Here is a 12,233-nt window from a genome sequence, read left to right as displayed (position 1 = left end):
TGATATCACAATCCGGTTATATCGGCTTGGTCGATCGGTATTGGCCCGGCATAGCTGGATGGGGAATCATCGCAGGCATGAAGGCTGAGCACTATGTCGGCGGCGTGTTCCGTACGGACGGGGAAGAGTTCCCGCTCGTCGACCCGGTGGACGGAGCCGAGTCCGGGGCGGTTCCCGAGGCGACGCGCGAGGTCGTCGACGACGCCGTGCGGGCGGGCCGCGCGGCGCTGGACGGCGCCTGGGGCGCGGCGACGGCCGAGGAGCGGGCGGCGGCGCTCCGCCGGATCGCCGACGGGATCGAGGCCCGGTTCGAGGAGTTCGTCGACGCCGAGGCCGGCGACACCGGCAAGCCGCGCGAGCTCGCCGCCACCGTCGACATCCCGCGGGCGATCGGCAACTTCCGGGCCTACGCCGACCTGCTGTACGGCAGGCCCGAGCGCGCCTACACCACGGCCGTGCCGGGCTGGAGCGGCGGCACCGGGCAGGCGCTCAACTACACGGTGCGGCGCCCGCTGGGCGTCGTCGCGATCATCTCGCCCTGGAACCTGCCACTGCTCCTGCTGACCTGGAAGGTCGCCCCCGCGCTCGCGGCGGGCAACGCGGTGGTCGCCAAGCCGTCGGAGGAGACGCCCACGACGGCGACGCTGCTGGCCGCGGTGATCCATGAGGCCGGGCTGCCGCCCGGCACGTTCAACCTGGTCCACGGGCACGGCGCCGGCGCCGCCGGGGAGTTCCTCACCGGGCACCCCGGCGTGGACGCGATCGCGTTCACCGGCGAGTCGGCCACCGGCGCCGCCATCATGCGCAACGCCGCCGAGCACGTGACGCCGCTGTCGTTCGAGCTCGGCGGCAAGAACCCCGCGATCGTCTTCGCCGACGCCGACCTGGACGCGGCCGTCGCGGGCACCGCGCGGTCCTCCTTCACCCACTCCGGCCAGATCTGCCTGTGCACCGAGCGCGTCTACGTCGAGCGGCCGGTCTTCGACGAGTTCGTGGCGGCGCTGGGCGAGCGGGCCCGGGAGCTCGCGGGCTACGGGCCGATGATCTCGGCCGCGCACCGCGACAAGGTGCTCTCCTACTACCGGCTGGCCCGCGAGGAGGGCGCGACCGTCGTCGCGGGAGGCGGGGTCCCGGTCTTCGGCGACCGGCGCGACGCCGGCTTCCACGTCGAGCCGACCGTCCTGACCGGCCTCCCGGAGTCCGCCCGGACGGTCCGCGAGGAGATCTTCGGGCCGGTCTGCCACGTCGCTCCCTTTGACACCGAGGAGGAGGCGCTCCGGCTCGCCAACGACAGCCCCTACGGCCTCGCCGCCACCGTGTGGACCCGCGATCTCTCCAGGGCGCACCGGGTGGCGCCGCGGGTCGAGACCGGCATCGTGTGGGTCAATTGCTGGAACCTGCGCGATCTGCGCACCCCGTTCGGCGGGGTCAAGGCGTCCGGCATCGGCCGCGAGGGCGGCGAGTACTCGCTGGACTTCTTCTCCGAGCCCGTCAACGTGTGCATCCAGATCTGACAGACCAGATCCGACCGAGCTGAGAGCGAGCCCGTGACCGAGACGACACAGACCACCCTGACGGCCATCGAGGCGGCGGCCGAGCGCATCCTCGGCGCGTACGCCTCCGGCGTGCCGTGCGAGCCCGTGCGCGACCTGATCGACGGCGCCGACGTCGCGTACGCCGTCCAGGAGCGGCTGACCCACGGCTGGGTCGCGGCCGGGCGGCGGCTCACCGGCCGGAAGGTGGGGCTGACCTCGGCGGCCGTCCAGGCCCAGCTGGGCGTGGACAGTCCCGACTTCGGCGTGCTCTTCGCCGACATGGCGGTGCCCGACGGCGCCGAGATCCCCGCCGGGGCGGTCATGCAGACCAAGGCGGAGGCCGAGGTGGCGCTCGTCCTCGAACACGACCTCACCTACGAACGGCACACCGTCGCCGATCTCGTCCGCGCGATCGCCTTCGTGCTGCCCGCCATCGAGATCGTGGGCAGCCGCATCCGCGACTGGGACATCACCCTCGCCGACACCGTCGCCGACAACGCCTCGTCCGGCATGTACGTCCTGGGCAACCGGCCTGCCCGCCTCACCGACGTCGACCTGCGGCTCTGCGGCATGGTCCTGGAACGCCGGGGCGAGCAGCTGTCCACCGGCACCGGCGCCGCCTGCCTGGGCCACCCGCTCAACGCGATGCTCTGGCTCGCCGACACCGCCGTACGGCTCGGACGGCCGCTGCGCGCGGGCGACACCGTGCTGACGGGAGCGCTCGGGCCGATGGCGACCCCCGCTCCCGGCGACGTGCTGGAGGCCCGTATCGACGGGCTCGGCGACGTGCGCGTGGCGTTCGCGAAGGAGGCCGTATGACCCAGGCAATGACCGGCATCGCCGCGCTGGCCGAGATCCTGGAAGGCGCCGCACGGGATGTCCGCGCCGTCCCCAAGCTGACCGGCGCCGAGCCGTTCGACGTCGCGACGGCGTACGAGATCCAGCGGGCCGGGATCGCCCGCCGCGAGCGCCGCGGCGAGCGGCGCATCGGCGTGAAGATGGGCTTCACCAGCCGGGCGAAGATGATCCAGATGGGCGTCGACGACGTCATCTGGGGACAGCTCACCGACGCGATGCTCGTCGAGTCGGCGCTCGACCTGTCGGAGCTCATCCATCCGCGCGTCGAGCCGGAGATCGTGTTCCTGCTCGGCCGCGACGGCTTCAAGGTGGCCGTGGGCTTCGAGATCCTCGACTCGCGCTACGAGGACTTCAAGTTCACCCTGCCGGACGTCATCGCCGACAACGCGTCCGCCGCCCGCTTCGGCTTCGGCGCCTGGCACGAGCCGCGCGACCTGGCCAATGTCGGGCTCGTCATGGAGATCGACGGCCGGATCGCGCAGACCGGCTCGTCCGCCGCGATCCTCGGCGACCCGGTCCGCTCGCTGCGCGCCGCCGTCCGGCTCGCCCGCGACGCCGGGACGCCGCTCGAACCCGGCTCGATCATCCTGGCGGGGTCCGCGACCGCCGCCGTCCCGCTTCCCAAGGACGCCCATGTGCGCATCACGGGTGCGGGGCTGGGCAGCGTGGAGGTGACGACGAAGTGAGCGACGCCTTCCGCAAGATTACTGAAGCAACGACGGTCGAAGGAAAGGCCAAGCCCCGGGGGCGCTTTCCGCATGTGAAGCGCGCGGGCGACTTCGTCTACGTGTCCGGCACGAGCTCGCGGCGTCCGGACGGCACGTTCGCCGGGGCGAGCGCCGACCCGATGGGCGTCACCGACCTCGACGTCCGCGAGCAGACGCGCGCCGTCCTCGACAACGTCCGCGATCTGCTGAAGGCGGCCGGGGGAGACCTCGGCGACCTCGTCAACGTCACGACCTACCTGGTCAGCATGAACGACTTCGGCGGCTACAACGAGGTCTACGGCGAGTACTTCGACGAGACCGGGCCGGCGCGCACCACCGTCGCCGTCCACCAGCTGCCGCACCCGCACCTGCTGATCGAGATCTCGTGCGTGGCGTACATCCCCGCGAAGGAGACGCAGTCATGACCCTGCCGCAGCTCAGCCACGGGCAGCCGTTCAACTTCCCGAAGTGGATCGACGAGCATCGCGACCTGCTCAAGCCGCCGGTCGGCAACAAGCAGGTCTTCGCGGACGCCGGGCTGATCGTGATGGTCGTCGGCGGGCCCAACCAGCGCACCGACTTCCACGACGACCCGACCGAGGAGTTCTTCTACCAGCTCAAGGGCAACATGGTCCTGCGCGTCATGGAGGACGTGGGCAAGCCGCCGGTCGACGTCCAGATCAACGAGGGCGACGTCTTCCTGCTGCCGCCGCACGTCCGGCACTCGCCGCAGCGGCCCGAGGAGGGCTCGGTCGGCCTCGTCGTCGAGGTGCCGCGCCCGGAGGGCCTGCACGAGGCGTTCGAGTGGTACTGCATGAACTGCCACCATCTCGTGCACCGCGCCGAGCTCCAGGTCCGCTCGATCGTCGACGACCTGCCGCCCACGTTCCAGAAGTTCTACGACGGCGACCGCGAGTGCCCGAACTGCGGCGCCGTCCACCCGGGCAAGCGGTGGCCGGACGAGCTGGCGCCCCGCACGCGGAAGCGAGAACTGTGAGCGTCATCGACGTCCACGCCCACGTCTTCCCGCCGATCGCCCGCGACGAGGCCCGGGTCCTGGCGGGCGCGGGCGAGCCGTGGCTGCGCGAGAACGGCGACGGCACCGGGACGATGATGAGCGGCGGCGACGAGTACCGTCCGGTGGCCCCCGAGCTGTGGGACCCGGCGGCCCGCCTCGCCGCGATGGACCGCGCCGGCGTCGACGTGCAGGCCGTCTCGTCCACCCCGCTGATGTTCGGGTACGAGGCGGAGCCCGCCCGCGCCGCCGAGTGGTGCGAGCTCGTGAACGACCGCATCCTCGCCTACTGCGCGGACGCCCCCGGACGGCTCCTGCCGCTCTGCCAGGTGCCCCTCCAGGACACCGAGCTGGCCTGTGCCGCCGTCACCAAGGCCAGGGCCGCCGGGCACCGGGGCGTCCACATCGGCAACCATGTCGGGACGCGCTACCTGGACGACGCGGAGATCATCGCGTTCCTCGCGCACTGCGCCGGCGAGGGAATGCCGGTGCTCGTGCATCCCTGGGACATGCTCGGCGACGACCGGATGGGCGGCCGCTACATGCTGCCGTGGCTGGTCGGCATGGCCGCCGAGACCCAGCTGTCGATCCTGTCGCTGATGTTGTCGGGCGCGTTCGAGCGGCTGCCCGGTTCGCTGAAGCTCTGCTTCTGCCACGGCGGCGGCAGCTTCGCCTATCTCCTCGGCCGCGCCGACAACGCGTGGCGCAACCGCGACATCGTGCGCCGCGACTCCCCGAAGCCGCCGTCGGCGTACACCGACCGCTTCTACGTCGACTCGGCGGTCTTCGACCCCCGGGCGCTGCGGCTGCTGGTGGAGGTCATGGGCGCCGACCGCGTCATGCTCGGCACCGACTTCCCGTTCCCGCTCGGCGAGCTGGAGCCGGGCACGACGATCCGCGCCTGCGAGACGCTCACCGACGCCGAGTGCGCCGCGCTGCTGGGCGGCAACGCCCGCCGCTTCTTCGACCTGGAAGGGACCACCTCCCGATGAGCAAGATCGCGATCATCGGCTCGGGCAACATCGGCACCGATCTGATGATCAAGGTGAAACGGCTGTCGGGCACCCTGGAGGTCGCGGCGATGGCCGGGATCGACCCGGACTCCGACGGTCTCGCGCGGGCCCGCCGTCTCGGCGTGGCCACCACCCACGAGGGCGTCGAGGGACTGGTGAAGCTCGACGCTTTCGCGGACGTCGAGATCGTCCTCGACGCCACCTCGGCCAAGGCGCACGAGCACAACGCCGCCGTCCTCGCCCCGCACGGCAAGCGGCTCGTCGACCTGACGCCCGCCGCGATCGGCCCGTACGTCGTCCCGCCCGTCAACCTGGACGAGCACCTCGACGCGGCCAACGTCAACATGGTCACCTGCGGCGGCCAGGCCACCGTCCCGATCGTCGCGGCCGTCTCGCGGGTGACGCCCGTCCGCTACGCGGAGATCGTCGCGTCGATCGCCTCGAAGTCCGCCGGGCCCGGCACGCGGGCCAACATCGACGAGTTCACCGAGACGACGTCCCGGGCGCTGGAGGTCGTCGGCGGCGCGGCGCGCGGCAAGGCGATCATCGTGCTCAACCCCGCCGAGCCCCCGCTCGTCATGCGCGACACCGTGTACTGCGTCGTCGGCGACTGCGACGAGGAGGCCGTGCGCACCTCGGTCGAGAAGATGGTCGCCGAGGTCGCCGCCTACGTCCCCGGCTACCGGCTCAAGCAGCGGGTCCAGGTCCGTCCCGTCGAGCCCGGCGATCCGCTGGCGGCACCGGGCGACGGGCCCGGGCACCTGGTGTCGGTGTTCCTCGAGGTCGAGGGCGCCGCGCACTACCTGCCCGCGTACGCGGGGAACCTCGACATCATGACCTCCGCCGCGCTGCGGGTGGCGGAAAGGCTGGCGGCCCGATGACCCACGAGCTGTACGTGCAGGACGTGACACTGCGGGACGGCATGCACGCCATCCGGCACCGCTACACCGTCGACCAGGTCCGCGACATCGCCGCCGCCCTCGACGCGGCGGGCGTGGACGCGATCGAGGTCGCGCACGGCGACGGGCTGGCGGGCTCCAGCGTCAATTACGGGCCCGGCGCGCACCTGGACGAGGAGTGGATCGCGGCGGCGGCCGAGGTCATGGAACGCGCCGTGCTCACCACGCTGCTCCTGCCCGGCATCGGCACGATCGCCGAGCTGAAGCGCGCGTACGAGCTGGGCGTGCGGTCCGTGCGGGTCGCCACGCACTGCACCGAGGCCGACATCTCCGCCCAGCACATCGCCACCGCGCGCGAGCTCGGCATGGACGTGGCGGGCTTCCTGATGATGTCCCACATGGCCCCGGCCGCCAAGCTCGCCGAGCAGGCCAGGCTCATGGAGTCGTACGGCGCGCACTGCGTCTACGTCACCGACTCCGGCGGGCGGCTGACGATGGACGGTGTCCGCGACCGCGTCCGCGCGTACCGCGACGTCCTCGACCCGCAGACCGAGATCGGCATCCACGCCCACCACAACCTCGGCCTCGGCGTCGCCAACTCGGTCGTCGCCGTCGAGAACGGCGTCCGCCGCGTTGACGCCTCGCTCGCCGGGATGGGCGCGGGCGCCGGGAACTGCCCGCTGGAGGCCTTCGTCGCCGTCGCCGACCTCATGGAGTGGAAGCACGGCTGCGACGTCTTCCGGCTCATGGACGCGGCCGACGACATCGTCCGGCCCCTCCAGGACCGGCCCGTCCAGGTCGACCGGGAGACCCTGACGCTCGGCTACGCGGGCGTCTACTCCAGCTTCCTGCGGCACGCCGAGGACGCGGCCCGCCGCTACGGCCTCGACACCCGCGACATCCTCGTCGAGGTCGGGCGCCGCGGCATGGTCGGCGGCCAGGAGGACATGATCGTTGACATCGCCCTGGACCTGATCAAGGGAGACACGCGTGACGGGTGAGCTGGAGGCCGAGGCCCGGCGGCTCGACGAGACCGATCCGCTGCCGGCGGCGCGGGACGAGTTCCATGTGCCGCCCGCGCCTGGCGGGCTCTACGAGGAGTCGGCGTACTTCGCGGGCAACTCGCTCGGCCTGCAGCCGCGCGCGGTCGCCGGGCGCGTCCGCGAGGAGCTCCAGGACTGGGCGAGGCTCGGCGTCGAGGGCCACACGCAGGCCCGCCGCCCGTGGGTGGACTATCACGAGCTGCTGCGCGAGCCCGCCGCCCGCTTGGTCGGCGCGCTGCCGCACGAGGTCGTCGCCATGAACTCGCTGACGGTCAACCTCCACCTGATGATGGCCAGCTTCTACCGGCCCGCCGGGGAGCGCACCCGGATCGTCATCGAGGACTCCGCCTTCCCGTCCGACTCGTACGCGGTGGCGAGCCAGGCCGTCCACCACGGGCTGGACCCGGCGGAGACGGTCGTCCGCCTGCGCCCCCGCCCCGGCGAGGAGCACCTGCGCACCGACGACATCGTCGACCTCCTCGAACGCGACGGGCACCGGGTGGCGCTCGTGATGCTCGGCGGCGTCAACTACCTGACCGGCCAGCTGATGGACATGCAGGCCATCACCAAGGCCGGCCACGCGGCCGGTGCCGTGGTCGGCTGGGACCTGGCGCACGCGGCGGGGAACGTGCCGCTGTACCTGCACGACTGGGACGTCGACTTCGCCGCCTGGTGCACCTACAAATACCTCAACTCGGGCCCCGGGGCCGTGGCGGGCTGCTTCGTCCACGAGCGCCACGTCCGGGACGGGGCCCTGCCCAAGCTCGCCGGCTGGTGGGGAACCGACCCGGCGACGCGCTTCCGGATGGAGCCGGACATCTCCCCGCCCGCCTCCGCCGACGCCTGGCAGCTGTCCAACCCGCCGATCATGGCGCTGGCGCCCGTGCTGGCCTCGCTGGAGATCTTCGACCGGTTCGGGATGGCCGCGCTGCGGGCCCGGAGCGAGCGCCTCACCGGCTATCTGGCGGCCCGCCTGGCCGGTGTCGCCGAGATCATCACGCCCGCCGATCCGGCCGCGCGCGGCGCCCAGCTCTCCGTCCGGGTCGCCGACGCCGGGGGCCTGGTACGGCGGCTGGCGGGCTCGTACGGGGTGATCGCCGACGCCCGCGAACCCGATGTGGTGCGGCTCGCGCCGGTGCCGCTGTACAACACTTTCCACGACTGCCACCGCGTGGCGGAGGCGCTCACGAGCATTAGGGGGTAGGCTGCCGGTGTTGCAGTCGTAATTTCCTCGTACGTTTGCTCAAGCGAAGCGCCCGCGGGAAGTATTAAGACAGCGGGCGTTTCTTCTCTTCTCCGGACGATCCGGCGGAAACAGAAGATGGGTCCGCAGGCAACCCCGGCCCGCCACCCGGCGGCCGGTGAGGTTTCACCAGGAGAGAGAGAACATGACCGAAGGCACCGTGAAGTGGTTCAACGCCGAAAAGGGCTTTGGCTTCATCGCGCCGGACGACGGCGGCCCTGACGTCTTCGTCCACTACTCGGCGATCGCCACGGGCGGCTACCGCAGCCTCGAGGAGAACCAGCGCGTCTCGTTCGAGATCACGCAGGGCCAGAAGGGCCCGCAGGCCGAAGGTGTCACCGCGCTCTGAAGCACCCCTAGTCTTCCGGCAGGCCCGCACCGCGCTCCGCGTGGTGCGGGCCTCGCCGTTTCCGGGGACGGGTTTCACCGCGCCGAATGAGCGGTCCGGCGCGACCGGCCGACATTTAGCCATAAGGGCCTCACATCGGCCGGCCGCGTAGATTTCGCTTACCCGACATTCACCATTCACCCGGGGACGAGGGCATGCCGCCCTAGGCGAACGACCAGGCGAAGACGTGGAGCGAACCGCCGCCCTCCCCGGGGGTCCGCAGTGTGAAACTCTTCACCTGCTTGTCCTTGTCGAGCTCGATCGGGACCGCGGCGAACACGTAGACGTTGATCTTCTGCGGGGTGCCGTCGCCGCCGTTGCGGTACGCCGCCTTGGCGATGGTCTCGTTGCCGAACCTCGGGGGATAGGCGTCGGCGCCCAGGGCCCAGTCGCTCAGCCCCAGCGTCGCGTCCTTCGTGGAGCCGTCGGTGTAGGTGACGGTGACCGTGGTCTGGACGTCCCCGTTGCCGGAGGCGCCGAGGAACGCGAGCCGCCCCGCCTTGGGGGCGTCGGCCAGCTCGATCGTCTGGCCCTGCGCCTGCAGGTTGTCGAGCTGTCCCGGCCGCCGGGTGGGCCATCCGAAGGTGAAGCCGTTCCAGGTCACCTGCTTGCCGGGGGTCAGGCCCGCGGCGGCGAGGGCCTGGGCGGAGTACGACCAGCCGCCGCCGTCGAAGTTGGCGGCGCCGGGAGCGCCGTCATCGGAGATCCCCGCGTTGTTGTGGTACCACTCGATCGTCCCCTTGCGGGCGACGTTGATCGTCACCCCCGCGTCCCCGGTGCCGGGGATCTCGAACGGAACCGAGTGGTAGTCCAGCTTGGCGTCGCTCGCCACCGAGATCGTCACCTGCTGGTCGGCGTGGCCCGAGGCCGGCACGGTGAGCGTCCCGGACGCGGGCGTGACGGTGATCCCGGCCGGTGGCCGTGCCTTCCAGGTGACCGTGCCGCCGCCCGCAAGCGCCTGCACGCGCAAGGTGGTGGTGCCGGTGCCGCCGGGTTCGAGCGGGATGAGCCCGGGGCTGACGGCCGTGAGATAGGACCTGCCGCCCTCGCCGAACGACGGCGGGGCGTCCGACTCGGCCGATCCGAACGTGGTGTTGGGCGAGGCCCCCATCGTGAAGTCGAGGCGTCCGCCGTTACGGGCGAACGATTCCGGCAGCCATGCCTTCGAGGTGGCCTTGCCGCCGACCTTCAGCGCCTGGATGTAGGGCGCCGAGTCCGAGGCGCCGGGCGCGTTGATCGTCACCTTCTGGCCGGACGAGCGCCGGATCTCGATCTTGGAGAACGCGGGGCCGTTCACCATCAGCTCGGCCCGCCCCGGGATCACCGGGTAGACGCCGAACGAGGCCCACACGTACCAGGCGGACATGGTGCCGAGGTCGTCGTTGCCGACCAGGCCGTCCGGCGTCGGCTTGAACAGCTCCGTGCGGGCGCGATTGACCACGTCCTGTGTCCGGTAGGGCTTTCCGGCCCACGCGTACAGCCACGGTGACTGCAGGGAGGGTTCGTTGCCCAGGTAGGCGAGGGGCTCGTGCGGGCCCGCGTTCAGCTTGGCGAAGAACTGGTCCAGCCGCTTGGCCGCCTCGCCGCGCCCGCCCATCGCGTTGAACAGGCTGCGCACGTCCGGGTAGGTCATCCAGTGGTACTGGGCGCCGTTGCCCTCGACGTACCAGCCGGAGTCGGCGGGGTCGAACGGGCTGAGGAACGAGCCGTCGGCGAACCGCGGCTGGATCCAGCCGTTCAGCGGGTTGTAGAGGGTCTGCCAGCCGTGCGAGCGCTGCATGAACTTCTTGGACGTCGCGTCGTCGCCGAGCCGCCGGGCGAGCTGCGCGATGCCGAAGTCGGCGATCCCGTACTCCTCGGTGGTGGCGACGTCGCCCGGCACGTAGCCGAGCTTGAGGTACTGGGCGTTGCCGGGACGCTCGGTGTAGCCGGACTTCGCGCCGATCCGTTCCGCGCCCGCGATCATCGAGGCCAGCGCGCCCTTGGCGTCGAAGTCCCGCGCGCCGAACGCGTACGTGCTCGCGACGATCGAGTGGTACGGGTCGCCGTTCATCACGCCGGTGACGGTGTTCTGGTGCGACCAGCGGTCCCAGACGTCGCCGATCGAGTGCGCGTTCGCGTACATCGACTGCGCGATGTCGGAGGCCACGTCCGGCGCGAGGAACGCCAGCAGTTGCGCCTCGCTCCGGTAGATGTCCCATCCGGAGAACGTCGCGTACTGGTGATGGCCCTTGCGCACCTTGTGGGTGCGGTAGTCGAAGCCCGTGTACGTGCCGTCCACGTCGTCGAAGACGTAGGGCTGGAGGAAGGAGTGGTAGAGCGCCGTGTAGAACGTGCGCAGCCGGTCGGCGGAACCACCGGTGACCTTGACCTGCGACAACCTGCGCTGCCAGGCGTCACGTGCCGACGCGCGGACCTTGTCGAAGTTCCTGCCGCCGATCTCGGCGCGGAGGTTCCGCTTGGCGCCGTCGACGCTCACGTACGACAACCCGGTGCGCATCTGGACCGGCTTGTCCGAGTCGAACTGCAGGTAGACGCCGGATCCGGGCCCCTTCACGTTCACGTCGCCGGCGAACGTGCGGCGCGTGGACGGGGCGGGCCGCCCGTCCCGCCCGTTGTTGACACGGCCGACGGGCTTGGCGGTCTCGCGTGGAATCTTCGGCGGCGCCGCGCCCCGCGCCCGATCGGTGCCCGGCTGGACCGAGTCGTCCTTCCACGTGCCGAACGCCCTGACGGGCCGGTCGAACGTGGCGTGGAAGTAGACGTAGTAGCGGGTCTTCGCGCCGCAGAAACCGCCGGTCTTGGCCCAGCCGTAGACGGAGTTGCCCTTGATCGTCGCCTCGGCGTCGTCCACGCCGTTGATCGAGCCGGTGACGTTGACCAGCACGGTGCCGGGCTTGCCCGCCGGGAACGTGAAGCGCCCGACCCCGGCCCGCGTCGAGGCCGTGAGCTCGGTCTTCACCCCCGCGTCGGTCGTGACGCCGTAGTAGCCCGGGCTCGCCTGCTCGTTCGCGTGCTTGAACCTCTGCACGTAGTCGGGGCCGTTGGTGGCCGGGGAGCGGCCCATCGTCCCGGAGATCGGGATGACGGGGAAGTCCTGCGCGCCCGTGCAGCCGGGGCCGTTGATGTGGGTCATCGAGAAGCCGCGGAGCCGGTCGTCCTCGTACTTGTAGCCGCCGCCCGACGTGCGGACGGTGTCCGGGCTCCACTGCATCATCCCGAACGGGGCGGCGGCGCCGGGGAAGTTCATCCCGGCGCCGCCGCCGTGGCCGAAGTCGGGCCCGCCGTCCTGGGTGCCGACGAAGGGGTTCACGTGGGCGGTGAGGTCGGGCGCGGCCTGGGCGGGCGCGGCGGGGGCCGCGGGCACTAGGACCAGGGCGAGGGCGGCGGCGAGGAGGGGTCTGGGGGAGCGGAGGGTCGTGGGGGAGCGGAATACGGACACGTGTGCTCCTTGGTGACGTGTCGTCCGATGACAACGTTGTCAAAGCATCCCGATGCTCGTCGCCGGGGGCGGGCGCGTCAATGACCGGAT

General features: G+C 71.5%; 11 protein-coding genes. 10 read left to right on the top strand and 1 reads right to left on the bottom strand.

The window, feature by feature from the left end; all coding sequences use genetic code 11:
- Positions 1–77 precede the first annotated feature (77 nt).
- The 10 genes from ACGFNU_RS48535 to ACGFNU_RS48490 all read left to right on the top strand — a co-directional run bounded on the left by ACGFNU_RS48535 (position 78) and on the right by ACGFNU_RS48490 (position 8,662).
- Positions 78–1,514, top strand: coding sequence for a 2-hydroxymuconic semialdehyde dehydrogenase (locus ACGFNU_RS48535; RefSeq protein WP_392603550.1), 1,437 nt, complete (start codon positions 78–80; stop codon positions 1,512–1,514).
- Between the two features lie 33 nt (positions 1,515–1,547).
- Entirely contained in the window at positions 1,548–2,354 is an 807-nt protein-coding gene (locus tag ACGFNU_RS48530; protein ID WP_392603549.1) for a 2-keto-4-pentenoate hydratase, read from the top strand.
- Positions 2,351–3,079, top strand: coding sequence for a 2-keto-4-pentenoate hydratase (locus ACGFNU_RS48525; protein ID WP_392603548.1), 729 nt, complete (start codon positions 2,351–2,353; stop codon positions 3,077–3,079). The genes ACGFNU_RS48530 and ACGFNU_RS48525 overlap by 4 nt, the downstream gene beginning before the upstream one ends.
- Complete coding sequence (locus ACGFNU_RS48520) at positions 3,076–3,525, top strand: RidA family protein (protein ID WP_392603546.1); 450 nt, start codon at positions 3,076–3,078, stop codon at positions 3,523–3,525. Before ACGFNU_RS48525 ends, ACGFNU_RS48520 begins: the two co-directional genes overlap by 4 nt.
- Positions 3,522–4,097 carry a 3-hydroxyanthranilate 3,4-dioxygenase gene (locus ACGFNU_RS48515; protein ID WP_392603545.1) on the top strand — a complete coding sequence of 192 codons (576 nt, stop codon included), beginning with the start codon at positions 3,522–3,524 and terminating at the stop codon, positions 4,095–4,097. Before ACGFNU_RS48520 ends, ACGFNU_RS48515 begins: the two co-directional genes overlap by 4 nt.
- The gene (locus ACGFNU_RS48510) at positions 4,094–5,107 is read left to right on the top strand and encodes an amidohydrolase family protein (protein ID WP_392603544.1); all 1,014 of its coding nucleotides are present in this window, start codon (positions 4,094–4,096) and stop codon (positions 5,105–5,107) included. The genes ACGFNU_RS48515 and ACGFNU_RS48510 overlap by 4 nt, the downstream gene beginning before the upstream one ends.
- Positions 5,104–6,009 carry an acetaldehyde dehydrogenase (acetylating) gene (locus tag ACGFNU_RS48505; protein WP_392603543.1) on the top strand — a complete coding sequence of 302 codons (906 nt, stop codon included), beginning with the start codon at positions 5,104–5,106 and terminating at the stop codon, positions 6,007–6,009. Before ACGFNU_RS48510 ends, ACGFNU_RS48505 begins: the two co-directional genes overlap by 4 nt.
- Positions 6,006–7,028 (top strand): 4-hydroxy-2-oxovalerate aldolase, encoded by a 1,023-nt coding sequence (dmpG, locus tag ACGFNU_RS48500; protein WP_392603542.1) that lies wholly within the window; start codon positions 6,006–6,008, stop codon positions 7,026–7,028. The genes ACGFNU_RS48505 and dmpG overlap by 4 nt, the downstream gene beginning before the upstream one ends.
- Complete coding sequence (gene kynU, locus ACGFNU_RS48495) at positions 7,018–8,274, top strand: kynureninase (RefSeq protein ID WP_392603541.1); 1,257 nt, start codon at positions 7,018–7,020, stop codon at positions 8,272–8,274. The genes dmpG and kynU overlap by 11 nt, the downstream gene beginning before the upstream one ends.
- Positions 8,275–8,458: 184 nt before the next feature.
- On the top strand, positions 8,459–8,662 hold the full coding sequence (locus ACGFNU_RS48490) for a cold-shock protein (protein WP_392603540.1): 204 nt from the start codon (positions 8,459–8,461) through the stop codon (positions 8,660–8,662).
- 202 nt (positions 8,663–8,864) lie between these two features.
- On the opposite strand, the gene ACGFNU_RS48485 is transcribed toward ACGFNU_RS48490, so the two are convergent.
- The gene (locus ACGFNU_RS48485; protein WP_392603539.1) at positions 8,865–12,143 is read right to left on the bottom strand and encodes a GH92 family glycosyl hydrolase; all 3,279 of its coding nucleotides are present in this window, start codon (positions 12,141–12,143) and stop codon (positions 8,865–8,867) included.
- Between the last annotated feature and the right edge of the window lie 90 nt (positions 12,144–12,233).

Origin of the sequence: Spirillospora sp. NPDC048911, assembly GCF_043198015.1 — a bacterium.
In the GTDB taxonomy this organism is placed as follows: Bacteria; Actinomycetota; Actinomycetes; order Streptosporangiales; family Streptosporangiaceae; genus Spirillospora.
This window is presented reverse-complemented; position numbering and strand designations above follow the sequence as displayed.

Bases quoted from the DNA above. Each gene is read 5' to 3' on its own strand.
- ACGFNU_RS48535 (WP_392603550.1), top strand. From the start codon at position 78: ATGAAGGCTGAGCACTATGTCGGCGGCGTGTTCCGTACGGACGGGGAA.
- ACGFNU_RS48525 (WP_392603548.1), top strand. From the start codon at position 2,351: ATGACCCAGGCAATGACCGGCATCGCCGCGCTGGCCGAGATCCTGGAA.
- ACGFNU_RS48515 (WP_392603545.1), top strand. From the start codon at position 3,522: ATGACCCTGCCGCAGCTCAGCCACGGGCAGCCGTTCAACTTCCCGAAG.
- ACGFNU_RS48505 (WP_392603543.1), top strand. From the start codon at position 5,104: ATGAGCAAGATCGCGATCATCGGCTCGGGCAACATCGGCACCGATCTG.
- dmpG (WP_392603542.1), top strand. From the start codon at position 6,006: ATGACCCACGAGCTGTACGTGCAGGACGTGACACTGCGGGACGGCATG.
- ACGFNU_RS48490 (WP_392603540.1), top strand. From the start codon at position 8,459: ATGACCGAAGGCACCGTGAAGTGGTTCAACGCCGAAAAGGGCTTTGGC.